The following is a 24468-nucleotide window of genomic DNA, read 5'->3' on the forward strand; positions in this document are numbered from 1 at the left end:
ATATATATATAGTTTTCCTGATAATATAATGTGGAATATTATAGTGTTATTAGGTTATTAGGAACATTTAATGTTGTTTCACAACTGAAAGGGAATTGAAAAAAAACTGAAACTTTTCTCATAAAAATTCAATCTTACTTGAAAAATGAAAGGAAAATGAAATTTTCCAAAAGGAATTCTTTGTTAAGATAAAAAGCATACATACAAAAAAGTATTGACATATCTCGAAAATGTATTTTTGAGATATAGTGGGGGAAAAGATGAGATTAGAAAAACAATTAATAAAAAAGATGTATTATGAAACATTCCTAATGGAGAATGAAACGCACCCACCTCTTCAAGTACTTGGAGAAGCTTATGTAAACGAAGAAAAAAATGAGATTTCTGATGGATCTTATATTCGTTTTGCACAAGGTGAATTTTATTATCACCATCAAGATTTTGAAGCAGCTATTTTTAAATGGGAGAAAGTTAGTAATGAATTCGCGCCATGGGCACAAAAAAATATTGCGGATGCTTACTTCGAACTTAACCAATTATCAGTTGCTGAAAATGTGTATACTTCCATTACTACTGATAACAAAATACTGATGACCGAAATTGTACTGCAATTACTGTCTCTTTACATCGAGCAAAATAATTTTGATTCAGCTTTCGCTGTTATAAAAGAAGCGGTTTCTTTAAATCCCGATTATCCAAACGTCACAACAATTGCACGTTCCTTTTATGAAGAACAGCAAGATTTTGATAGTGCAGTAGAGCTTGCTGTGAACGAGTTAATTCGAACAGAATCTTATCCGTGGTTTGAGGTTCTAAAAGAATATATCGATAAAGGATTTACTAAAAATATTTCACCAGATTATTTTTATAAAGTATTAATAACATTAAATAATGTAGATCAAGTACAATTTACGCAAATAGTCTCATCACTTTGGCGCAGCTATAAAGATGAACAAAATTACTTATTATGGCTTAACACAATAAATGAATTTTTCATACATATCGAAATACGTTCGTCCGATATATGGGACGAAATTTCTTCTCTTTACGAAGAAACATACTTTGAATTAATTCAAGGTCAATATATGCTTAGACAATTACACGATATCATTCCAAATCTGTTAACAAATTGGTTAAAGGTAGTCAATCCCTCTCATGCTGTATTTCCATCTGCAGCAGTATTGGCATGGGATGAGATTTTCCCTTCTAAAATAGATTCAGCGGATATAAAAGATGCGGAAAACCTACTGTCATATTCTATTAATCATGTGAATGGATTAGAGTATAGTTTACATCTTTTTGAATCTATTACATACTGGGCACAAGAATATGATTTAGAAATGGGTCACCGATTTAGCTGGTTAGTTGGCGAGCTTGCAGATTTAAGAACAAATCGCCTATTAGTAACTGGAACTTCAGGAAACGGAAAAGCGTCATTTATTAACTCTATTTTAGGAGAAAATATATTAGAAAACTCAATCTCAAATGTAGTTGTTTTTAAAAATGACGCTTATACAGAAATTAACGCTATAACAGATTCGGAAATTACAACAACTGAGAATTTTTCTGATTTCCATAACATGATGGCAGTACACCGTCAAACATATAGAGATAGAGCATGTGTTGAATTTAAGTTACCATGCAGATTTTTAAGTAAAAATAAACTTACATTCGTTGTTACACCTAGCTTTAATAGGAACAATGATGCGAGAGATGAGGTGTTTGAATATTTAAATTCTGTAGATGAATTGTTATTCGTATTGAATGCGGATTCACCTTTTACTGACAAAGAACGTGACATTCTATTAAGTATCCAAGAACATACACCAAATCTACAAGTGCATTTTTTATTAAATAAAATCGATAACATTTACAATGAAGCAGAAGCAAAAAGAGTTATACAAGATACGCAAGTGAGAATTAACACATATTTCCCTAATGCAAGGGTTTTCCCTTATTCTTCGTTATATACAAATAGTAAACAACTAAACGATTTAACTGAGTTTATTCATTTTAACTTTAACTATAAAAATATCGATGCAGAACGTACTGAAAAGCTATTGTTTTTCATTCGAAAAACAATTACATATCTTTTGGATAAACGCGTCGAGAGGGAAAAAAATCTAGTGGATTCTATTAATTGGAATGAAGATATGTTAGTTAAACTTAATGGTTGTATTAATAACCTTACTGCTTTTGAGAAGGAAAAAATTCATTTAATTACAGAATCATATCGTACGATGAAAAACGAAATTACTAATGATCTTACAGAACATATTCCGAAACTATTGAAGAGTTGTTCCGATTTAATTAGTGAAGAAAGCGATTTTAGTCACATTGATATTGAACTAAACACAGCGATGAATGGAAGAGTGCAACAATATCTAGAACAAACTGTATTACCTAATCTTGCTCGCTCTATGCAAAATTGGATTGCGACCTCTAATAATGAGCTCCTTCAAAGTCAATTGTACTTAGAAGAAACCAGTGAAGGACTTAATTCTTTATTTGGAGAAAATCGAATACAGTTAGAATGTGACTTTAAAGTAATTGATGACTGGCGCAGAGATACTGACAGAATGACAACTAGAATACAAATGGAAGAAGTAAATATTTTACGCCGATTTACGCCAGCGCAATTTTTACTGAAAAGTGCCGGTAAATTATTTGGAGTTCTTCCTAAAAATAAAGCTATGCTATATAACAAATACAAACAGTATTTAGAAAATGAAGATTATACCGATGTAACGGCTTCTATTATGAAGAAGTTTTTCTTGCAATTTGAGCTGTTTGAAAACACACAAGAGCGGGATATTAATATGTTCTTTAGAAATCCATTTGGTGCGTTGGAACAAGCTATAGAAAACACTCATTTAGAAATAAAAGAAAAACAAGATAAATTGCATAAAATGAAATCAAACCCTGAAGTTTACCATGATCCTATAAAGCTCTTTGAATTGAGATTACGTCAATGTGAAGTAATTTTAAATATAGGTGATGATAATACCTATACAGATGTAACTTTAGAAACAAGCATAGAATAAAAGTAAAATATATCAGTTTTTTATATGAAATTGCACCATGTGTTATAAGAAAGTAAAAAGGGAGCAACTTTTAATAAGTTGCTCCCTTTCCTTATATAGATTACTTTTCAGTTTCTTTAATTTTAGTTTTTACTTCTCCAGTTTTAATTTTATTACTTTCTGAGAAACGTAATAAATCGCCTTCAATAATTTTGTCAGACATTCGTAACTCATTTTGTGCACGGTTAATGAGTGCTTGTGCTTCTTTTTTTGGTAAATCTACAATTTCACCTGTTATGCGGTCATAGAAAGTATTGTTTGTGTATGCATACTTGTCTGTAATAAAGCTACCATCACGTAAAACAACAAAACCGGTATATTCATCTGAAAACATATCATGGCCAAAACGGATATCGTTAGTAGTATCAATCCCTAATAAATTTAGAATAGTAGGTTTCATATCGATTTGTCCCGTAGGCTTTGAAATAGTTTGACCTTCTGTTTGGCCAGGGATATGAATATATAGAGGTGTGCGTTGTAAATTTAAAGTATCAAATTCTGTTATTTGATCTTTTTCTAAAAACTGTGCCATTGCGCGATTATGTTTTTCAGAAATGCCATAATGATCACCATATAACACAATAATAGAATCATCATACATTCCCTCGGCTTTTAGACGCTCAATAAATTTTTTAATTGATTCGTCTAAGTAACGTGCTGTTACGATATAACGATCAAATACGCCATTACCAGAGTTGTATGGTTCAATGAATTTTGTATCTTCATCATACGTAAATGGATAATGATTTGTTAAAGTAAGGAAACGAGCATAAAATGGTTGATCAACAGTTTTTAATATATCTACCGATTGATCAAAGTATTCGATATCTTTTAATCCCCAATTTAAATTTGTTTCGGGTGTAATTTTGTAATCAAGTTCATTATAGTAACGATCATAACCAAGAGCAGAGTACATGATATTACGATTCCAAAATGTTGCGTTATTCGCATGGAATACAGAAGTGAAATAGCCTTGCTGACGTAAAATTTCTGGAGTGGCAGTATAATCGTTGTTACCGTGCGTGAAGAATACAGCTCCTCGATTTAATGGATACAACGATGTATCTATTAGAAATTCAGAATCTGATGTTTTTCCTTGCCCAGTTTGGTGGAAAAAGTTATCAAAGTAATAGCTTTCATTTATGAATTCATTCAAGAACGGTGTAACTTCTTGGCCATTGACGGATGCACCTATTAAAAAGGTTTGCAAGGATTCAAGAGTAACGACAATTACGTTTTTTCCTTTCGCTGCACCAAACATATTAGGATTTGGTTCACTTTGGTTTGCTTTTACGTAGTTTTCAGTTTCTTGTAATTTACTACTATCTGCAAGTGCCTTTTGGGATCCTGCTTTTACTTGTAGTGTTAAATCATATACTTGATGAGTGTATAGTCCTAAATTTTTCACAAGCATTACGCGGTCGAAGGATCTCGTTAATAATTCAGGTCGTTCTTTTTCTGCAAGATGTAGATTCGCAAAAAAGACACCAATCGTTAAAAGAAAATATAATAAGCGTGCAGAATGAGTTACACGTTCTGTTTTAAAGACTATTGCTTTCTTTTTTAATAAAATAAAGAAGAAAATAATGTCTACGAATGCGAGTATAATTTTGTAGTTCAATATTTCTATAATACTGCCGCCTAATTGGCCAAAGTTTGATGTTTGTCCAAGTACTGGTAACGTAACGAAATCATTATAAAAATCATAGAACATTACATTCCCAACAAGTACGATTGTTAATAAGAGATTAATACATAGCGCTATATAATTTCTCTTTTCACCGGTTGCAAATAATGCTAATCCAACAAATGCTAACGATGTAGCGAGAGGGCTAATAAACAAAATAAGTTCTTGTGTAGAAGACTCAATTTTTAAATCAAAACTGAATCGCGTAATAAGATATGTTTTTAACCATACTGCTAAAGCAATTATTAAAACAAAGCTTATATTTTGCATTTGTAAATTTATTTTATTCTTCATTTTTACACCTTCTTTATAGAATTTATTTAACTAATGTTATATATTATATTTTTATAACTATTAGAGTGTGGTGAACCATTTATATTATATTTTTCTAAAGGTAATATTTTGAAGTATTCATATACATACAATGGAGAATTTTAAAGCGAAGTAACATACATCTAATTTTTTTAGAAACAGAGCAGAAAAAGTCATAGTCGTAGTAAAAAATACTTATAGACATCCTAACATATTAAACACTACGGCGATGTTACAAAATATCGAACAAATAAAAGTGAAAATGAATAGAGACTTTTAAAACTATTGACATTCAATTTGTTAGAATTGAATGTCAATAGTTTTACATACATGGTTATATTAAATATGTATCTTGTAAAATCCCGATTCTTTGTGGGTTAATCAGTAGCGCGGGAATGATTTCATTCATGCTATTACTACATAAGTAAAGTACTGGTGAAACTCAAAATATTTGATTGGTATCTAAATTATAGCAATTAAATATCAGACAAGTATTTTCCAACATACAGCCCACTTGCAGCTGCTTGAGATAATGAATGAGTGACGCCTGAACAATCTCCAATTAAAAATAGCCCATTTATACTTGTTTCAAAATGGTTATTGATTTTTATTGTAGGAGCGTAAAACTTGCCATCAATTCCATATAATAAAGTATCTTGATCGATAGGTTCTTGGATAAATTGTTCTAAACGTAATAAAAATTTTTTGAGTCCTTCAATATATAATGGAGGAATTTCTTTATTCAAGTCTCCATAATCTCCATGTAGTGTAGGCTGTATACGATTATGTTTCATGGTGTTCTCCGCTGTAGGTTGTTTCTTTATTAAGTCCTCTAAACGCTGTGTAACAATCCGATCTCGTCCTTGGTTAATGTTTTTAATAATTGAACTTGCGTATACATTTGCTTCTCTGAGAGTTGGAAAATAGCGCGGGATAAATAAAGTGAAATTTAAGTTAGAAGTGCCAGTTTCTTGCTCTCGGAAATTTTGACCGTCAGGCATAATCAAGCCGTCTTCGTACTTTCGAATAATGCGTCCTTTTGGATTCATACAGTAAGTAGTAGCCGTGAAAAGTTCATGCTCATAAGAAAGTTTTGTCTCAAATGTATCTTTTAATATAGAACGTAATTGGTGTTCTTTCATCTCTACTCTAATACCTAAATCTACACGAGTTTGCTCTTGAGAAATATTTAGAGAAGTGCACATTTCTTTTAACCAATCCGCTCCGGAACGTCCTGTTGCAAATACGATTTGCTTAGATTGAACTATTCCTTGATTGGTATCTATTTTAAAATGATTTTTCTGTTTCATGATATGCTCTACATCTATATGAAATTGGATATCTATTTTCGTAAGTAAAAATTCATAGAGCTGCTGAAAAATGTTACGGGAAAGTGTAGTACCAAGATGTCTTACTTCGGTTGTTAGCATTTGTAAACCACACGCTTCAGCTCTCTTAGTGAGATTTAGATTTTCTGTAGAATATTTTGAAACTGAACTTCCGCCAAACTGACATAGAATTTCATCTACTTCATCCATGAGTTGTATAAAGCCTTCTTTACCTACCTTTTGCTCAAGTCCGCCTCCAAAACCGTTTGTGTAATTAAATTTCCCTTCAGATTTTCCTAAACCACCAAACCCGAAATATTTATCACATGCAGTACAGTTACATATTTCCCCTTGTTCTAAAGAGCAATTTCGATGTTCTAACGGTTTACCTTTATCAAGAATTAAAACCTTTTTGTTGCTTATGGCTAATGTATAAGCCATAAAAATGCTACTCACTCCAGCACCGATAATTGTAATGTCATACATATTTTTTCACCTGCTAACGAATAGTTTGTTTTTTATTTTCTTAGTGTATAACACTTTTAGGAAGTTAAGAAATAGCTTTTATTAATAAAGAGGGCGTTTTTGAACTTGATGCTTTTTTAATTTCTCCGAGTAGTGGAGTAAATACAAATGTTTTTATTTGAAAGAAGAAATAGTTTTAATTGATCACTATGTCATATGATTAATAAAATCTTACATATAAAAAAACAGACCTTTTAAGTGAAGAGGTCTGTTAATGATTTCAAATCTTATTTAGCGAAGACGTGGTTACCGATTCTCTATCAAGAAGTTATAAGTACTAATAAGTCACTTTAATTTTCAACATAATTTCATAGAAACAATGTAACTCTATTAAAAGTCTTGTAGAATTCCCATAAGCCTTTTAGTATTTGTTATTATGAGAATCAAAGTTCTTTGAATAGGTTTATATAGTTAATATAATAACTTAATACAATTATAAGATTGATACGAAAAAATGTCGATAAATGTCGATTAATGTTGTAATATAAAACGTATAAATATAATATATAGATGAGGTGTAAGTGTTGTTTTTTATTAAAAATAGTAAAATTGGAACGAAATTAAATGTATTAGTCATTATATCGAGTTTGGCTTGTATCATGTTATCTGCACTGGGGTTTTTAGGGCTTCAAAAAGGTGGAAATACATCTTCTAGTATGTATGACGAAAGGCTATTACCAATTCAATGGATAGGAATTGTAGAATCAAATTTTTACCATGCTAATATGAATTTTATGGAGATTATGATATCGAAAGATGAAAATAGAATGAAAGAACTAATAACAGAAATAGATAAGACTAGGAAAGAAAGTGAGGAGTTATTAAAACAATTTGAAACTAGAATTAGTTCTCATAAAGAAAAGGACTTGTATAATGCATTTCAAAGTCAATTCAAAGATTTAAGAATACAAATGAAGAAAGCACAGGACTTGGGACTGACTAATAATGAAGAAGCGTATAGCTATTATTTAAAAGAAATTGAACCTAATATGGGGAAAACAATTCAGTCTATTCGTGAACTTATTGTACATAATAATACCGCGGCTGAACAACTACAAAAAGAGAATATCAATAGTGTGAAAAATACAATAATAACATTTGTAATTATTTCATTTGTTGGCATCATAATAATCATTTTTATTGGTTTTATAATAAAAAATACTATAAAAAAACCAATTGTATTATTACAAAAAGATATGGAACGAGTATCTGCTGGAGATTTAACAATTCGAACTTCTTATAAATCCGAGAACGAATTAGGCCGTATTGTACAATCCTTTAATAGTATGTTAGATAACTTGCAACAATTAATCGGTCAGGTGAAGGTTACAGCGAAAGAAGTAATTACTTCAACTGAAAATATGCTACAAGAGACAAAAACGGCAGCACATATATCAAACGATGTTGTTCGAACTACTTCTGAAGTAAATAAAGAAATAGAGGGACAAGTGACTAGTATTCAAGAAAGTTCAACTTCGATGGAAGAAATTGCAACTGGAGTTCAAACTGTAGCTGAATCTTCAGCGATGGTTGCTGAAGTTGCTGTTGCAACAATAGACCAAGCAAATTTTGGTAGTGAAGTTATAAAACAATCTATTCGTCAAATGAATAGTGTGAATGAAGTTGTCGAAGAAACTTCTAAGGTCATTGATAGACTTGTTACGCGTACACAACAAATTGAAGAAGCGCTAGATATTATTACTAATATTGCGGAACAAACGAATTTACTTGCCTTAAATGCAGCAATTGAGGCAGCACGCGCCGGAGAAAATGGAAAAGGATTTGCGGTAGTTGCAGCTGAAGTAAGAGGTCTGGCAGAGAAATCTAAAACATCTGTAAATGATATAAATAATTTATTACGTTTTATACATCAAGATACACAGGATACAGTTCATGTAATGAAAAAAGGTCAACAACAGGCTAGTGGTGGTAAAGAAGCAGTACATAAGGCAGAACTCGCATTTTCATCTATTATGCAAGATATTAATAGAATAACGTCCCAAATTCAAGAAGTGTCTGCTGCCACAGAAGAAATGTCTGCTGGGACAGAAGAAGTGAATGCCTCTTTATCAATAGTTTCTGAAACTGCAACACAAGTCGCACAAGAAACGAATCGAACGGTACAATCAATTCAAGCACAAGCCACATTGATTCAAGAAATAACGACGAAATCTAATGAAATGAAAAAGAAAGTCGAAAATTTAGAAATGCTAATTTCACAATTCATTATTGAAGAATAAGTCTGTTAACATTTATCATTAGTAAAAACTTTAAGATACTCAATATAGTGCTGCGTTGCACAATTTGAAAAAGGGCCTTCAATTGAAGTAAGTTATTTCAAAAAAGATATCATTCCTTATTTGAATGAAGAAATAGCATTAAGCTCTGTATACAGTTATTTCATTGAGGATTTACGATTAAATATTGGCTTTGCCGATAAAGTTATTAGTTGTGAAAAAATAAATAAAGAAAATGCACAGCTTTTAGAACTAAATAAAGATGATCCAGCGCTTCTTATTGAAAATACAGTTTATCTTGTAAATGGAACAATTTTCGAGCTATCTCAATCAATGTTTCATTATGAAAAGACCAAACTTTTAAATCGAATTAATTTTAATTGAAAATGAATACAAGTAGCCTTAAAAGAGCAACTGGTCCTAAGTGAGCAGTTGCTTTTTATTTTTAAAGTGGATGAGCAAAAAAACACAAAAGTGGTTGGTCCGTTTTTTACAAACTTCTATTATGATAAGAAAAGAAAGGTAGTATTTTATTCCAGCTTTAAAATAGACTGGCTTTAGAGAGGTGAAAGACAATGAGTTTTGCGATTTCACTAGTTGTTATTATTGTAGTTGTATCACTATTGGGGACCGTACTAGTCGCACGAAATGTAGAAGAGAATTACGGTAAGTCTACAAAGAGGAATGTAAAAAACTTATCTGCTATCTATACCATTCTTCTTTTAGGGCTTCTTGTGGGAGTTACTTGGTATGCGGTTGTTATTTTATAGAGTGTGTATATGATGAAGGAGTTAATGCATTGATGAAAAATGAGCGCCATGTTTTAGTTGTTTTCCCGCATCCAGATGATGAGTCGTATTGTGTGGCTGGGACAATTTTGGCTTATACGGAGCAGAAAGTCCCTCTTACCTACGTTTGCTTAACACTTGGTGAAATGGGGAGAGCGATGGGGAATCCACCTTTTGCAACTCGTGAATCTTTATATGCTATTAGAGAGAAAGAGTTAAAGCGAGCTACAAATATTTTAGGGATTAAAGATTTACGTATGATGGGATATCGTGATAAAACTCTTGAATTTGAAGAGCCTGGAAAATTAAGAAGCTTGATTCAAAACTGTATTGAAGAATTGAATCCTTCTGTAGTTATTTCTTTCTATCCTGGGTATGCAGTTCATCCAGATCATGATGCAACAGGGGAAGCAGTAGTAGAGGCCTTAGCTAATATTTCAGAAAGTAAACGACCAGCCTTTTATGCTGTAGCTTTTTCGAAAAATCATGAAGACGAAATAGGGCCTCCAGATTTTAAAAATGAAGTGAAAAAATATGTTCCGAAAAAATTGGAAGCATTACGAGCACATGCATCACAATTTACAACTAAAGTGGATGAGCTGGAAAGAGAGTATGAAGACGGTATTTCAGGCACAGTTGAGTGGTTAGAAAGAGAACCGTTTTGGATATATTCATTCAAAGATAAAAATATGTGATGCTACATCTGAAGGTGATGATTATGTATTTTGAATATAAGAATCGAAAGGTTTTTTACAATATAGAAGGATCGGGGCCTGTCATATTGTTTTTACATGGTCTTGGAGGGAATTCGAATAATTGGTTATACCAAAGAAAATACTTCAAGGAAAGATGGAAAGTAATCTCACTCGATTTACCTGGACATGGGAAATCCGAAGGGATTGAAATTACTTTTAAAGAATATTCAAATGTTTTATATGGGTTATGTAATCATTTAAAGCTAAAATCAGTAACAATTTGCGGTCTTTCAAAAGGGGCTAGAGTCGGTATCGATTTTGCCATTCAATATCCAAGTTTTGTTTCTAGCTTAATTGTTGTAAATGCATTTCCTTATTTAGAACCGGCAGATCGTAAAGAACGACTTGAAGTATATGATTTACTTAGCTTGCATGATAAAGGAAAAACTTGGGCGGATACGTTATTGAGAGCGATGGGAGTAGAAGATAATGATGCAATTGTCCGAGGATTTCATCAATCCCTACAAACTATTCATCCGATGCACATTCAAAGGCTATTTACTGAATTAGTTGATTACGATCAAAGACCATACCTCTCTAATATTGCATGTCCTGTATTAATAATACGAGGAGAGAATGATTATTTTGTTCCGGAAAAGTATGTGAGAGAATTTGAAAAACACCTGAGAAACGTGATGTTCGTTGAGCTGAAGAATAGTGGGCATTTGCCTTATTTAGAACAGCCGACTAATTTTAATGTGACGGTTGAGGTATTTTTAAACCATGCGCTTGATTAATACCATTTTTACAGTGAATACTGTTGTTAATGAATTCAGGACACTAGCTTGGAGAGGAGGGAACTAAATGGAATGGAAACCGAATCGTGCAGATAAGATACCAGTGTATAAACAAATTGCTGATTACATTGAAAGAGGCATTTCTACCGGTGAATTCCCTTCTGATAGAAAATTACCTTCTGAGCGTATGTTAGCACAGAAGTTACAAGTGAACCGGAGTACGGTAGTAGCTGCTTATGAGGAATTAAAATCCCTTGGGGTAGTAGAACGGCAAAAAGGAAGCGGCACCCGGGTGAATACAGACATATGGGGTGTGTCACATAAACGAATACCGAACTGGGGGAGGTATGTTGAGGATGGATCGTTCTTACCTAATGTACCACTCGTTCAACAAATTCGAACGGAAACACAAAAAGATGATTTAATCAATTTAGCGAGTGGTGAATTGTCACCAGAATTAATTCCGAGTGATAGATTTCGAACAATTTTGTCGGAGAAAACATTTATGGAAAATCTCGGTTATGACCATCCACTTGGAAATGAAATGTTGCGAAAAACAATTGCGGCACATGTCGAGCAATATAAACAAATAGAAGCAGATTCAAGTTCTATTCTTATTACATCAGGAGCTCAGCAGGCACTTAATCTTATCGTTCAATGTTTGTTAAAACCTGGCGATGCAATTGCAATTGAGGATCCTTCGTATTGTTATTCACTTCCGATGTTTAAATCAGCAGGTTTAAAAATATTCCGTTTACCAGTTAATCAGCATGGTATGAATCCAGATGACTTAATCAATTTGCACAAAAAGCATCGCATTCGTATGGTGTTTTTAAATCCGGATTATCAAAATCCAACTGGAACGGTACTTTCATTGGCAAGACGTAAAAAGGTTTTAGAATTATCTTCTGAATTTGGTATACCGATTGTAGAAGATGATCCGTATAGTTTGACTTCTTTTAATGGAGAAGTAAATCCAACATTGAAATCGATGGATCAAAATGGAAACGTTCTTTATGTAAGCTCATTATCAAAAATTGTTGCATCAGGATTACGGATTGGTTGGGTAATTGGCCCCACGCGCGTAATTGAGCGATTGGCAGATGCGAAGCAGCAAGTTGATTTCGGTCATAGTGTATTTACACAGTGGGTAGCGAACCAATTTTTAGAATCAGAGGATTTTCATACGCATATTACGATGCTTCGTGGACAACTGAAGCAAAGAAGAGATGAGTTAATTAGAAAGCTTGAAGAAATATTAGGGGACCAGGTTGAATTTTTTATACCCGAGGGCGGAATACATTTATGGTGCAAAGTACAAGGAACGTTTGATGAATATCATTTACTAGGCGAATCTATACAAAATGGTGTAGCATTTGTCCCAGGAAGCGTCCTAGGTTCGAAAAGTGAATATATCCGATTTACTTTTGGCAGAGCGAATGTAGAACAAATTCAGCTTGGAATTACAAGGTTTGCAGAGACATTAAACGAGATTCAATAATAAATTGTGGGAATTTGGTATTGAAATGGGGAGTAGCAATTGAAGTTTTTGACGCTTTTACTTCAAGTAGGAGTGCTATATATGTTTAGTTTGGTTGGTGTATGGATTCAGGAAGTATTTCATCTATCTATGCCAGGAAGTTTAATAGGAATGTTAATTCTTTTTCTGCTTCTTTCCACTCGCATTGTGCCATTAAAATGGTTTGAGATAGGTGCAGAAAAGCTAATAGTATTTTTACCTTTATTTTTAATTCCTTCGACGACGGGGTTAATGGAATACGGCTCATTTCTTTTAAGTAAGGGTAGTATTATGTTCTTTCTAGTTGTTATAAGTACTTTAGTAACATTGATTGTTTCAGGGTATGTAAGTCAATTATTAGTAACATCAAAAAAATAAAATCGACAAGGTGCACGATTCAAATGGTCTTAATTATTATTACTGTAGTAATTTATTTATTGGCGACAAAGTTATATAAAAAATTTACGTTTCCATTTACGTTACCGGTATTAACAGTTACAGCAATTATGATTTGTTTATTTTTGATATTTGGTATTTCTCATCATGAGTATAAGGAAAATGGGGGAGACATTCTTTCAGGCTTTTTGAGTCCTGCAATTGTAGCGTTAGCCATACCTCTATTTAAAGAGCGAAAGATACTTATGAAAAAATTTTTAGCGATACTAATCGGCGTAGTGATAGGTATAGTGGCTTTAACGAGTATGAATGTAGTGATTGGTGGAATTTTAAATATAGATAAGGAACTTATATTAACAACTTTACCACAATTAGCGACAATGCCTATTGCCATTTCATTAGCGGATCAAATTGGTGGCATTCCATCTATGACTGCTAGTTTTGTAGTTGTTGCAGGAATAACAGGTGCTATCATAGGACCGACGGCACTTAAGTTTTTTCGAATAACAAGTACAATTGGAAAAGGAGTTGGGATGGGCTGTGCATCACATATCATTGGTGTGAGTCGCTTAGTGAAAGAAGGAGAGAAAGAGGCAACTATTGGCTCGGTAACGATGATTGTAACAGGGATACTTATTAGTATATTAGTACCTTATGGAATGAAATTTTTATTTTGAAAATGAATGAATCGTAATAAGGAGTATAACACTACTCATTTTAGAGCGTAATGGAGATGATTAAAATGACAACATGGTTTATAGTTACATTATTTATTTTTGGTGCTCTTAAAGTACTAGTTTCTAGTATGCCAACTTCTGTTGTAGAATCAATTATTAGTAGATTTGAGTTACATCAAAAACTTGATGAGGAAAATACTACTATAACAGTAGATGGGGAAAGTATAGAAGGAGAAATGAAAGTTCAAGTTATTCATGAATTTAACGAGGCTTTATTTTTAGATAAACATTATTTTCCGCCACAAGGGAATGGTACACCAATAGTCATGGAGACGAAGAAAGGAAAAAGAGAGATTAGATTTTCTATATATAGCTACGAGGAACACGTTGATGTAATAAAGCAATATAAGAAGAAAGTAGTTGCATATCGTTTGCGATCAAAAAGCCTTCAAAGTCGTTCAGTAGCAGTAACTGAAGATTATGCTTAAGGAGAGACCGTTATAAAAACGGTCTCTTTATTTTTAGCATCCAATTATAAAATTTCCAAATAAGAGAAAAGAAAATGATATATCCAAACAAAGAATAACTATGCTGCCAATCCGTACTATGTACAAATAAGCCTAGCCTCTCAGCAATTTGCTCAAAAATGCTAGCACAAACGCCTATTGAAATAATAAATAGAGTTCTAGAAATGGTAGATAATTTCTTTGAAATTTGAATAAAAGAGGCTGTTAAAATCGGTAGTACGAGTAACGTGAAAGCTATGTTAACTGAAAATGTGGATGAGAAGGGTCTAACCGGAAAAGAATATATTTGTTTATTAACAAAGAAAGCATCTAAACAAGTTCCAATAATAGCAGAGAAAAAAACTGTAATTATTATAGCTAGAAAGTCATTCTTCCTCTCGGAGGAGGACATTTTTCTTTGCAAGAATGGCAAGTTCAATTTTTTCGAGTGTTTTGCAGTAGTCTTCTGAAATTTGTCCACTTATATTTTCCTCCTTATCAACTAAGTAATTTACAACTTGCCAATCAGTAAACCAATCTTTACTTTCATCTTCTTCATGTTTCATATCGCGCCATGCATAGATGAGTGCAGGGCTGTATATACGATATGCGCCACTACGCAACTGGCATTTCTTTATTCGGCGTTTATAAAACTCACGGGAAAAAGATTCATTTACACTTGAAAATAAATGAGGCCAGTAATCTTTCCTTGAGCCTGTGTGTGGATGATGCTCGGCCCAACTTATTATTTGAGATAAAATATGTGTGTCCCGAAATAATAGTGAATACAATCTTTTTCCAATTAAGATTCGTTCATGCAAGGATGTAAAATGTTTCATTGTATCACCAAATAGTAATACTTTTTGTTTCTTATCATTTTCGTAGAATGGGAAAAGGATATGATTAAACTGAAAGAAATCAAAGAGTTTAAATCCAATACTATTTAGTACAGTCTTTTTAAAGTGTGCATTTTGAATAACTCTTTTTTCTAAGTAGTTTTGTTCATTAATAATAGTTGCAATCGCTAATGTTTTTTTGTTACCTGTTTTCCAAAAATCGTTCCACATCGTTTCCATAAATGTAGAAACATTTAGGTGAGGGAGAAGGTGAAATAGCCTTTGCGATCTTTTTACACTTTGTTCATATAGCAAAAATTGAGGATATACATCTTGGAAAATAAGCCAATTTCCCCTTTCTAAAAAAGAAAAAAATGTAATTTGATCTTTCTCTGATAAAATTCTCGTATATAAATCTCCCTTTAAATCGGTCATATTCCAACCACCGTTACGTGATACCATATGCCCAAGTAGTGCCCAATGTATTTCTGGATATTGAATGTAAAATTGGTAGTATGCACGTGTTCTTGTTACATTATTTTTATTTAGTTGTTTTGTTTGTACTTTTATGTTCTCGATGATGAGTTGCTCTTCTTTCGTTAATTTATACATGGTTTCAGAATGAATGAGTGTGCATTTTTGTTTTAACTCACTTTTCACATCAAATAGGGAGAGAGGAAGTGCTTTGGAAGCTTCATTATATGTATTATTTGAGTTGCTTTGGTACATTCCATTACCTCCCTTTTCATGAACTTAAACATGATATTGGTTATGAATCATTCTATTTATTTTATTACGAGTATATGAAATAAATGAGCGGTGTTTTTTTATAAGTAATATAGCTATCGTGCAAACAGTATGAAAAAATCTTACTGTTAAGAGGTGAAATGAAAAACAGAAACTATGTTTAATAGTTTCTGTTTTTTTATTTTGTCAATTTAATGTAACAAACGACGATTATGATTTGAATCAATTGAAAATAATTCAATAGCTTTGGTAAGTACAATTTTTAATGAAATGTACAGTAGGAGGAAATGGAATGCTTAATAAAATAATTTTAATTACTGGTGGAACAGGTTCGTGGGGACATGAACTTATAAAACAACTATTAGAAAAATCGCCGAAAGAAATTAGGGTTTTTTCAAGGAATGAAACGGTTCAGTTTGAAATGCAGCAACAGTTTATAAATGACGATAGATTAAAATTTATTATTGGAGATATTCGTGATAAGGACCAACTAGTCTATGCGTGCCAGGGTGTACATTATGTATTCCATCTTGCAGCTTTAAAACATGTTCCAGTATGTGAGTATTATCCTTATGAAGCTATAAAAACAAATATACATGGTACGCAAAATGTAATTGAAGCATCAATCCAGGAGCAAGTTGAGAAAGTTATATATGTTTCAACTGATAAAGCGGCCGACCCATCAAACACGTATGGGATGACAAAAGCACTTGGTGAAAAGTTAATGGTTCATGCGAATGTGCAAACGAAGAAAACCAAATTCATTTGTGTTCGTGGTGGAAATGTTTTAGGGACGAGTGGAAGTGTGGTACCGCTCTTTAAAAAGCAAATTAAAAAGTCTTCACAGGTGGGGATTACTGATGAGAATATGACTAGATTTTTCTTAACAATTGAAGATGCTGTTGGATTGTTATTTAAAGCAGCATCTGAAGGAAGAGGAGGAGAAATCTTTGTTATGAAAATGCCAGCATGTAAAATAACGGATTTAGCAAAAGTATTAATTGAAGATTCAAAAAAAGAAAACGTGAAGATAAAAGAGGTAGGGATAAGACCTGGTGAAAAATTAAGTGAAATGCTTTTATCTGAGGTAGAGAGTAAAACAAGTATTAGTTTTGATCAAAATTATTTTGTGGTACTACCGACTATTCCCATAGAAGGACTTCAAGAATATTATGCTAGTTATCCGCTTGTGGATGTGAATAGTTTTAGTTCGCAACAAGACTTACTTACAAAACATGAGGTGAAACAAATGTTAGAAAAAGGAGGGTTTTTACGATGAAAAAAAATGCGAGCCTTTTAATCACTGGTGCAAATGGCTTCACAGGACGTCATGCTTGCCAATATTTTTTAGAGCAGGGCTTTCATGTAATTCCTATGTTTCAAAATCGTTCACATAGTGAAAAAATCGAAAATGGTATTACTTGTGATTTAACAAATAAGAGTGAAGTAATGAAGGTAATGAAACAAATAAAGCCAGACTATGTATTGCATTTAGCAGGAAGAAATTCGGTCATAGAGTCTTGGACAGCTTCTCTGGAATATATAGAGATTAACGTAATAGGGACTTTATATTTATTAGAAGCCATTAAGCAGGAAGCCTCGCATTGTAAAACATTAGTTATAGGATCTGCATTGCAAGCAGATAGTATGAAAAACATAAAAGTTTCAAATCCATATAGTTTAAGTAAAACTATGCAAGTCATTATTGCAGAGGCTTGGGGTGGGTTAATGGATTCAAATATTATCATTGCAAAGCCCTCGAACTTAATTGGTCCAGGAGTATCGAATGGTGTTTGTTCAATTCTCGCAAAAAAAATGATAGATATAGAATCGGGTAGAAGTAAAGCGATTATTGAAGTAAACAGTTTGAAAGATAGTAGAGACTTTCTAGATGTACGTGATGCAGTTAAAGCGTATCATGTGTTATTACGTGATGGTATAAATGGAAAACAATATAATATTGGATCAGGAGTAAAACGCTCTTTATTAGATGTATTGGAGCAATTTAAAGGATTAACACAGCTGAATTTTACTATAAAAGAAAAAGAGAATAGTGGGAGTAACTCAAATGAAAATTTATTATTAGAGGATATAAAAAATTTAGGATGGATCCCAGAAATTCAATTTCAGCAATCATTAAAAGATGTACTTGAATATGCGAAGTGTAGTGAAATCTGCATTCAATAAAAATATAAAAGGATGTAACAAATATATGAATTGTTATGAAGCGATAGATAATCAAAGTACGCTATTTCTTTCGATTGTTGATACGTTGGATTGGAAAGATGAAGAAGCGCATGTGTTGCACCTTTATGAGGCAATAAATCAATATCGAGCGTATGTGGAAGAAAAGAAGGTTGATCGAATAAAGCCAGCACTAGAGACTAGAACTAGGCATATGATTCAAGTTTTTGCTCAGTATGAGTGTAGTGAGTATGGAAATGATTTTTATGAACTCATCAAAGATCTTTTACAAGATATAGGACTTGAGTTAAAGATTAATATAAAGCTAGATTTTTAATGATAAAGGTGGATATAAGTTATGAATAAAAAGATTCTCTTTACTGGGGGCGGTACAGCCGGACACGTAATGATTAATATGGTATTGATTCCTAAATTTATGGAAAAAGGATGGGGAGTTGAGTATATTGGATCTCAAAATGGGATTGAAAAATTATTAGTTCAAAATGTTAAATACAATAGTATTTCGACGGGGAAGCTTAGGAGATATTGGGATTGGGAGAACTTTAAAGATCCTTTTAAAATTATACACGGTTGTTTACAAAGTTATCAATTAATTAAGAAGATGAAGCCTGATGTTATCTTTTCAGCAGGAGGATTTGTTTCAGTTCCTGTAGTTATAGGGGCATGGTTAAATCGTGTACCTATAATAATACGTGAACCAGATAGTACGTTAGGGTTGGCAAATAAAATAGCATTACCTTTTTCTAAAAAACTATGTACAACATTTCCTCAAACAGGGGGTAATGTAAGTACTGAGAAGAAGGTTTATGTAGGGCCAATTGTAAGGGAAGAAATTGAGAGAGGTAACGTATTACGAGGAAGAAGCTATTGTAAATTTCAGCAAGATAAACCGGTATTGTTAATAATGGGTGGGAGTCAAGGTGCTAAGTGGATAAATGATATGGTAAGGAAAAGTTTAGATACATTATTATTAAATTTTAATATTGTTCATATGTGTGGTAAAGGGAAGGTGGACCCAGCTATTGGAATGGAAGGTTATATACAATTTGAATATATAGGGGAAGAGTTACCGCATATACTGAATATGGCAAGTGTTGTAGTTTCCAGAGCGGGTTCTACTGCTATTTCTGAATTGTTATTTTTGAAGAAACCGATGTTGCTTATTCCGTTAACTAATGGTTCCAGTAGAGGGGATCAAGTTTTAAATGCTGACCATTTTGCACGACAAGGATATGCAGAAGTTTTACTTCAAGATAGAGTAAACAGTAGTACATTTACACATGCAGTAAATAAGTTGTATACAAATAAGGAGAGGTATATTCAAAACATGAATGGATATAAGAAAACAAATGATGAGGGGATTCATCAATTAATAGATATAATAAATGAAGTGGTGAAGTAATAGAAATTTAAATAGAAAAACAAAAGGAAAGAAGGTATCTTCTTTCCTTTTTACTATAGTTGCTCAAATTCATTATTACTTATACCGATTAGCTATGTACTATTGGTGAATACCGATTTCTAATAGCTCAGTAAATGCATTAGTATGAATAGGTTTACTGTAATAGTAACCTTGAATAAAATGACATTTATTTTTTTGAAGGAAATTTACGTGTTCTTTCGTTTCTACACCTTCAGCAATGACAGACATTCCTAATGTATTTGCTAATGTGATGATCGTTTTAATGATTTCCATTCCATCTTCACATGTTTCAGACATTGTAATAAATTCTCTTGGGATTTTTAACGTATCAATTGGATATAAAGGTAAGTAGGCTAGGGAAGAATAGCCTGTACCAAAGTCGTCGATTGAAATGTGAATCCCTAAACTTTTTAGTGTACGCAGTTTTATCAATGTTTCTCTCTCATCCATCATTGCAATTCGTTCTGTTAATTCAAGATCGAGAGAACTTGCTGGTAAGCCTGTAGTTGCTAAAGTAGAAGAAATAGATTTTACAAAATCCTCTTGTTCAAATTCTTTAGCAGATAAATTTACCCCTATTTTTAAATACGAATATCCGAGTGCGTGCCAACGTTTCATTTGCTCACAAGCCTGCTGTAATGTCCATTTTCCTATTGGAATAATTTGTAGTGTTTCTTCTGCAATCGGAATAAACTCGTATGGAGAAATAACACCTAATTCAGGATGATTCCATCTGATTAAAGCTTCTGCACCGATAATTTTATTAGATCCACTATCAACTTGAGGTTGATACAAAAGGAACAATTCTTCATTTTGTATTGCGTTTGGTAAATCTTTTTCTAATCGTAATCGTCTTTCAATCTTTCTAGCGATTACATCGTCATAAATAGAGACAGAGTTAAGTTCTTTTGCCTTTGCATCATACATTGCAACATTAGCGTTTTTCAGAAGTGTAGCGGTATCGATTCCGGAATGTGGATAAATAGCGATGCCGATACTTAGTGATAAAGTTAATTTATGCTCATGTATGACAAACGGCTTTTTCATGCATTCAAATAATTGGTTACATAATTGGAATAAGGAATCTTCGTCAGTATAGTCTTCAATTAAGATTGTAAATTCATCGCCACCAATTCTTGACAGATGAGTATGTGATGGAAGACATGATTGGAATCGGTTTGATACTTCTTCTAATATGTAATCTCCTGACGAATGTCCAAGTGTATCGTTAATTGCTTTAAAGCGATCTAAATCTAAATATAATAAAGCGAACTCACTGTCTGTTATTTTAGCATTTTTTATAACTTTTTTTAATTTCTTATGGAAAAAGGCACGGTTCCCAATTTTCGTTACAGTATCATGGAATGCTAAATATTTTATTTCTTCTTGTTGCTTTTTTAGTGCGGTAATATCTTTTACCATAATATAACTTCCTGAAATTTGTCCGTCTATCATAATAGGGACGATTGTAACGTATAAAAAATAAGTAAAGCCATTATTGTATTGAGAACGTAATTGTAAAGAAGTAGGCTCCTGTTTTTTTACTTTTTCTAATGCGGATGCTAGTTTGTGCTTATCTTCATCTAAGATAATAGAAAGACAAGTTTTGCCAAATAATTCACTTGTAGCGACTCCAAGTAGCATGCCGCCTGCTTTGTTAACATTTAAGAAAATACCATTTAAATCAATAGTAAAAATGGGATCAGGATGATATTCATATAATGATTCGAATTTTTGTTGTTTCTGAGATAGGGCCTCTGATTTTTGAACTAAATCAGAAGTTCGTACAGCAACTTTTTCTTCTAATTGTGCATTAAAGAATTGTAACCGTTCTGTTAAGCACTTGTTTTGCATACGTCCAATAGAATGGCGAATAAGTACGAAAACAAAAGTGATACAGTTTCCTGTAATAAGAATGGAAGAAGCTGTTTGTTCTTTAAGGGTAAAGCCAATTAGAAATGCAACAACGAGATAGGGAAATGTGACTAAAACTTTTTTCCCTAGTACAGGGTTTACGATGGAATAACTTGTATTATTCGTAAGACCGCTTGGAATAGAAGCAGCTATTGCAACAAGTAATAGTGGTATTCTATATAAAAGTCGTAATAATGCTACAGTGTCATGCGATAAATGAGTATTTAAATAAAAATAAATATAATTAAAAGCTGCAGAACTTATTAATACAAAAACAAAAATATATATTTTCCATTTCGACTTAAAAACAGTTGGGCGAAAAATGAGACTAGCACCTAGTAGTAAAAAGAGTAGGTCTGCAATTGGATATAAAAATGACAGGAAAATTTCTCCCATTGGTAGAGAGAAAACACTTAAATCTGGTTGATTAAATAAATACCATTCTAATGTGAGTATGGAAGCGAGTACTATACATATATCGCAAATAAAGAAAGCTTTTTCCCACTTATTACATTCCTTTAAAATCTTATAACAAAAAGCAATAAGGAAGAAGAATAGAAATATCATGTAAAATATATCTGAAAAAGTGAAATTATGTATTGGGAATTCGAAAAATTCATGTTGAACTGTATATATTATTTTTCCTAATAAAAAACTGCCCATTGCAATTGTAATACATATCCAAAAAGGATTTGAACTAACTTTTTTAGAATATATAGAGTAAATTAGCGATATAAATGTAATGACTTCAACGATGAGTGAAGCAAAGCGTACATTGAAATTTGAAAAATGAGTAGGGAACAGAAAGAAAAACATAAAATAGATTGAATAGCATATTAGTGTTGTAATTAATATACATAGTTGTAAATTTTTATTTATTTTCAATAAAATCACCTTCTTTAAGTATGCACTATATTCGTAATATCTATACATATTAATATTACTTAAGGATTGTATCAGATTTCCTTATAAAAAGCATGCTTATAAGAAAAAAATGAAGAATGTAATACTTCTTAAAATTGAAAAAGTATTGAGTTCAATAATTTTTAATTTATAAGGAATGCAGATAGAATTTGTATATTTAGTCATCCTTTAGATTTTAAAGGTTTTTTAGTGATTTGCAAGCGGAGATGTAAAATTGCATATAAAGTGATGGGAACTTCTCTCTAGATGAGGGGAGTTTTTCGTTATTAAAGTGTATTAAGTAAGACCTTTGTATGTACCTATTCTCATACTAATGAGGGATTAAAGAAACGTGTTGATTATATACAATAATATGTAATACAGTAATTGATTTTTAATATGGAGGGAAAATCACGATGAAATGGGTGAAGTTTAGAATAGCACGTCCAACTGATAAATTTGAAGCGATTATTGCATTCTATGAAGAAGGATTAGGTTTAAAACGTATAGGTGAGTTTTATGATCATGATGGTTATGATGGAGTCATGTTTGGTCTACCGGATGAAGAATATCATTTAGAATTTACAAGACATATAGATGGAAGCCCATGTCCAGCCCCAACAAAAGATAATTTACTTGTGTTTTATATAAAAGAATATAATGAAATAGAAAAAGTGAGTAAAAGGCTGCATGCAATGGGGTACGATGAAGTAGAACCAGAAAATCCATATTGGAAAGAAAAGGGGATTACTATAGAGGACCCAGATGGTTGGAGAATTGTATTGATGCAAATAGAAGAATGAAGCTAGAGAAGTTTCGAATTTTGATAGAGTATAAGAAAATATAAAAAAGTTTCCTTGGAGGAGATACACTCATAGGGAAGCTTTTTTATGTTTGTAATCTGAAAATTAAGATTTGAAATTAACTTCTGAAAAGATGTAAAATGAGAACGTGTATTCTTTTGAGTTTGAGCGGGTTGTTTTTAAAGGTGAATATAAAAATAGGGAGGTTTTTTTATGATATGCCGGATTAGGGATGCAGAAGTATACTATGAAATCATTGGAGAAGGAAAGCCAGTACTTATCATAAATGGGTGTTCTCCTGACCATAGATTAATGAAGAAATGTATGGAAACAGTGTTTCAGAAGTCTATAGGATATCAACGAATTTATATTGATTTACCTGGAATGGGGAAATCGAATGCCCCAGATTGGATAAATAGTTCAGATTGTATATTAGAACTGTTAACTGCATTTATTGAGAAAATCATCCCAACTAAAGATTTTTTACTAGTAGGAGAGTCTTACGGGGGATATTTAGCTAGCGGGATACTTTCAAAGATGTTTGAGAGAGTTAATGGATTATTGTTAGTATGTCCTGTTGTTGTAGCGCAACGAGAAAAAAGGCTTCTCCCAGATAAACAGGTAATTGTAAGAGATGAAGAATTTTTAAATGCGCTTACTTCAACCGAAAGGGAAGAATTTTGTGAGTTAGCAGTGGTTGCGAATGAGTATACATATAAGCGTTTCAAAGAAGAAATTAAGCCAGGGATAGATATTGCTAATGATGGGTTTATTGATAGATTACAAAAGAATTACTCTCTTACTTTGGACTTCCAGCATAAAAAATATGAAAAACCCGTTCTTTTATTAGCTGGAAGACAAGATATATCGGTAGGTTATCAAGATATTGTAGGAATCATTGAAGATTATCCAAGAGCGACATTAGCGGTATTAGATATGGCGGGACATAATTTACAAATTGAACAGCCTGAATTATTTGAGGGTTTAGTTTCGGATTGGGTTAGACGAACTGCTCAGCAAAGTTCATAAAAAAAGAATAAATTAATATTTTGATTGTATTCAAGTTTTGATACGGAAAAGGTTAAAG

General features: G+C 32.4%; 20 protein-coding genes and 1 pseudogene. 16 read left to right on the top strand and 5 right to left on the bottom strand.

The genetic code is table 11. From position 1 onward, the window contains the following. Window positions 1-260: 260 nt before the first annotated feature. Complete coding sequence (locus tag Q3V31_RS08615; protein WP_016130125.1) at window positions 261-3044, top strand: dynamin family protein; 2784 nt, start codon at window positions 261-263, stop codon at window positions 3042-3044. Window positions 3045-3144: 100 nt separating this feature from the next. On the opposite strand, the gene Q3V31_RS08620 is transcribed toward Q3V31_RS08615, so the two are convergent. Both Q3V31_RS08620 and Q3V31_RS08625 read right to left on the bottom strand, forming a co-directional pair. Beyond that, window positions 3145-5064: an LTA synthase family protein gene (locus tag Q3V31_RS08620; protein ID WP_090813333.1), complete on the bottom strand. Its 1920-nt coding sequence runs from the start codon at window positions 5062-5064 to the stop codon at window positions 3145-3147. A 494-nt stretch (window positions 5065-5558) separates the two neighbouring features. Beyond that, window positions 5559-6896, bottom strand: a complete 1338-nt coding sequence (locus Q3V31_RS08625; RefSeq protein ID WP_090813334.1) for an NAD(P)/FAD-dependent oxidoreductase — start codon at window positions 6894-6896, stop codon at window positions 5559-5561. A 563-nt stretch (window positions 6897-7459) separates the two neighbouring features. Between Q3V31_RS08625 and Q3V31_RS08630 the strand changes: the two genes are divergently transcribed. The 9 genes and pseudogenes from Q3V31_RS08630 (at window position 7460) to Q3V31_RS08670 (ending at window position 14532) form a co-directional block, all read left to right on the top strand. Beyond that, on the top strand, window positions 7460-9175 hold the full coding sequence (locus Q3V31_RS08630) for a methyl-accepting chemotaxis protein (RefSeq protein WP_329764539.1): 1716 nt from the start codon (window positions 7460-7462) through the stop codon (window positions 9173-9175). Between the two features lie 78 nt (window positions 9176-9253). Further along, window positions 9254-9556 (top strand): annotated as a pseudogene (locus tag Q3V31_RS08635) (UTRA domain-containing protein); the annotation flags it as partial. 191 nt (window positions 9557-9747) lie between these two features. Then, window positions 9748-9942 (top strand): hypothetical protein, encoded by a 195-nt coding sequence (locus Q3V31_RS08640; protein WP_000006471.1) that lies wholly within the window; start codon window positions 9748-9750, stop codon window positions 9940-9942. 32 nt (window positions 9943-9974) lie between these two features. Next, a complete protein-coding gene (bshB2, locus tag Q3V31_RS08645; protein ID WP_000787330.1) occupies window positions 9975-10655 on the top strand; it encodes a bacillithiol biosynthesis deacetylase BshB2 in 681 nt (226 codons plus the stop codon). After that, window positions 10655-11452 (top strand): alpha/beta fold hydrolase, encoded by a 798-nt coding sequence (locus Q3V31_RS08650; RefSeq protein ID WP_329765189.1) that lies wholly within the window; start codon window positions 10655-10657, stop codon window positions 11450-11452. Before bshB2 ends, Q3V31_RS08650 begins: the two co-directional genes overlap by 1 nt. A gap of 67 nt (window positions 11453-11519) precedes the next feature. Next, complete coding sequence (gene pdxR, locus Q3V31_RS08655) at window positions 11520-12953, top strand: MocR-like pyridoxine biosynthesis transcription factor PdxR (RefSeq protein WP_090813337.1); 1434 nt, start codon at window positions 11520-11522, stop codon at window positions 12951-12953. Window positions 12954-12992: 39 nt separating this feature from the next. After that, the gene (locus tag Q3V31_RS08660; RefSeq protein ID WP_016130122.1) at window positions 12993-13349 is read left to right on the top strand and encodes a CidA/LrgA family holin-like protein; all 357 of its coding nucleotides are present in this window, start codon (window positions 12993-12995) and stop codon (window positions 13347-13349) included. Window positions 13350-13372: 23 nt separating this feature from the next. Beyond that, window positions 13373-14044, top strand: a complete 672-nt coding sequence (locus Q3V31_RS08665) for an LrgB family protein (RefSeq protein WP_329764543.1) — start codon at window positions 13373-13375, stop codon at window positions 14042-14044. Window positions 14045-14109: 65 nt separating this feature from the next. Then, complete coding sequence (locus Q3V31_RS08670) at window positions 14110-14532, top strand: YfmQ family protein (protein WP_000214620.1); 423 nt, start codon at window positions 14110-14112, stop codon at window positions 14530-14532. A gap of 10 nt (window positions 14533-14542) precedes the next feature. On the opposite strand, the gene Q3V31_RS08675 is transcribed toward Q3V31_RS08670, so the two are convergent. Both Q3V31_RS08675 and Q3V31_RS08680 read right to left on the bottom strand, forming a co-directional pair. Next, the gene (locus Q3V31_RS08675; protein ID WP_079999156.1) at window positions 14543-14962 is read right to left on the bottom strand and encodes a CBO0543 family protein; all 420 of its coding nucleotides are present in this window, start codon (window positions 14960-14962) and stop codon (window positions 14543-14545) included. Continuing rightward, the gene (locus Q3V31_RS08680; protein ID WP_000284923.1) at window positions 14937-16115 is read right to left on the bottom strand and encodes a DUF2515 domain-containing protein; all 1179 of its coding nucleotides are present in this window, start codon (window positions 16113-16115) and stop codon (window positions 14937-14939) included. Before Q3V31_RS08680 ends, Q3V31_RS08675 begins: the two co-directional genes overlap by 26 nt. Window positions 16116-16425: 310 nt before the next feature. Between Q3V31_RS08680 and Q3V31_RS08685 the strand changes: the two genes are divergently transcribed. From Q3V31_RS08685 to Q3V31_RS08700, 4 genes are read left to right on the top strand one after another with little or no spacing between them, the layout of a single operon-like run. Further along, window positions 16426-17412 (top strand): UDP-N-acetylglucosamine 4,6-dehydratase family protein, encoded by a 987-nt coding sequence (locus Q3V31_RS08685; RefSeq protein ID WP_090813338.1) that lies wholly within the window; start codon window positions 16426-16428, stop codon window positions 17410-17412. Next, the gene (locus Q3V31_RS08690; RefSeq protein WP_090813339.1) at window positions 17409-18320 is read left to right on the top strand and encodes an SDR family oxidoreductase; all 912 of its coding nucleotides are present in this window, start codon (window positions 17409-17411) and stop codon (window positions 18318-18320) included. The genes Q3V31_RS08685 and Q3V31_RS08690 overlap by 4 nt, the downstream gene beginning before the upstream one ends. A gap of 25 nt (window positions 18321-18345) precedes the next feature. Then, entirely contained in the window at window positions 18346-18654 is a 309-nt protein-coding gene (locus Q3V31_RS08695; protein ID WP_000995930.1) for a DUF6572 domain-containing protein, read from the top strand. Window positions 18655-18675: 21 nt separating this feature from the next. Further along, window positions 18676-19740 carry an undecaprenyldiphospho-muramoylpentapeptide beta-N-acetylglucosaminyltransferase gene (locus tag Q3V31_RS08700; RefSeq protein WP_001035073.1) on the top strand — a complete coding sequence of 355 codons (1065 nt, stop codon included), beginning with the start codon at window positions 18676-18678 and terminating at the stop codon, window positions 19738-19740. Between the two features lie 99 nt (window positions 19741-19839). On the opposite strand, the gene Q3V31_RS08705 is transcribed toward Q3V31_RS08700, so the two are convergent. After that, complete coding sequence (locus tag Q3V31_RS08705) at window positions 19840-22560, bottom strand: sensor domain-containing protein (RefSeq protein ID WP_329764547.1); 2721 nt, start codon at window positions 22558-22560, stop codon at window positions 19840-19842. Window positions 22561-22994: 434 nt separating this feature from the next. Between Q3V31_RS08705 and Q3V31_RS08710 the strand changes: the two genes are divergently transcribed. Together Q3V31_RS08710 and Q3V31_RS08715 are read left to right on the top strand one after the other, a co-directional pair. Further along, window positions 22995-23381 carry a VOC family protein gene (locus Q3V31_RS08710; RefSeq protein ID WP_000872329.1) on the top strand — a complete coding sequence of 129 codons (387 nt, stop codon included), beginning with the start codon at window positions 22995-22997 and terminating at the stop codon, window positions 23379-23381. Window positions 23382-23594: 213 nt separating this feature from the next. Then, a complete protein-coding gene (locus Q3V31_RS08715) occupies window positions 23595-24410 on the top strand; it encodes an alpha/beta fold hydrolase (protein ID WP_329764548.1) in 816 nt (271 codons plus the stop codon). Window positions 24411-24468: the final 58 nt, after the last annotated feature.

Source organism: Bacillus nitratireducens (assembly GCF_036320425.1).
GTDB classification, from domain to species: domain Bacteria; phylum Bacillota; class Bacilli; order Bacillales; family Bacillaceae_G; genus Bacillus_A; species Bacillus_A nitratireducens.

Coding starts and splice junctions, on each gene's coding strand:
- Q3V31_RS08615 (WP_016130125.1), top strand. CDS start 261: ATGAGATTAGAAAAACAATTAATAAAAAAGATGTATTATGAAACATTC.
- Q3V31_RS08620 (WP_090813333.1), bottom strand. CDS start 5,064: ATGAAGAATAAAATAAATTTACAAATGCAAAATATAAGCTTTGTTTTA.
- Q3V31_RS08625 (WP_090813334.1), bottom strand. CDS start 6,896: ATGTATGACATTACAATTATCGGTGCTGGAGTGAGTAGCATTTTTATG.
- Q3V31_RS08640 (WP_000006471.1), top strand. CDS start 9,748: ATGAGTTTTGCGATTTCACTAGTTGTTATTATTGTAGTTGTATCACTA.
- bshB2 (WP_000787330.1), top strand. CDS start 9,975: ATGAAAAATGAGCGCCATGTTTTAGTTGTTTTCCCGCATCCAGATGAT.
- Q3V31_RS08650 (WP_329765189.1), top strand. CDS start 10,655: ATGCTACATCTGAAGGTGATGATTATGTATTTTGAATATAAGAATCGA.
- pdxR (WP_090813337.1), top strand. CDS start 11,520: ATGGAATGGAAACCGAATCGTGCAGATAAGATACCAGTGTATAAACAA.
- Q3V31_RS08665 (WP_329764543.1), top strand. CDS start 13,373: ATGGTCTTAATTATTATTACTGTAGTAATTTATTTATTGGCGACAAAG.
- Q3V31_RS08670 (WP_000214620.1), top strand. CDS start 14,110: ATGACAACATGGTTTATAGTTACATTATTTATTTTTGGTGCTCTTAAA.
- Q3V31_RS08675 (WP_079999156.1), bottom strand. CDS start 14,962: ATGTCCTCCTCCGAGAGGAAGAATGACTTTCTAGCTATAATAATTACA.
- Q3V31_RS08680 (WP_000284923.1), bottom strand. CDS start 16,115: ATGTACCAAAGCAACTCAAATAATACATATAATGAAGCTTCCAAAGCA.
- Q3V31_RS08685 (WP_090813338.1), top strand. CDS start 16,426: ATGCTTAATAAAATAATTTTAATTACTGGTGGAACAGGTTCGTGGGGA.
- Q3V31_RS08690 (WP_090813339.1), top strand. CDS start 17,409: ATGAAAAAAAATGCGAGCCTTTTAATCACTGGTGCAAATGGCTTCACA.
- Q3V31_RS08695 (WP_000995930.1), top strand. CDS start 18,346: ATGAATTGTTATGAAGCGATAGATAATCAAAGTACGCTATTTCTTTCG.
- Q3V31_RS08700 (WP_001035073.1), top strand. CDS start 18,676: ATGAATAAAAAGATTCTCTTTACTGGGGGCGGTACAGCCGGACACGTA.
- Q3V31_RS08710 (WP_000872329.1), top strand. CDS start 22,995: ATGAAATGGGTGAAGTTTAGAATAGCACGTCCAACTGATAAATTTGAA.
- Q3V31_RS08715 (WP_329764548.1), top strand. CDS start 23,595: ATGATATGCCGGATTAGGGATGCAGAAGTATACTATGAAATCATTGGA.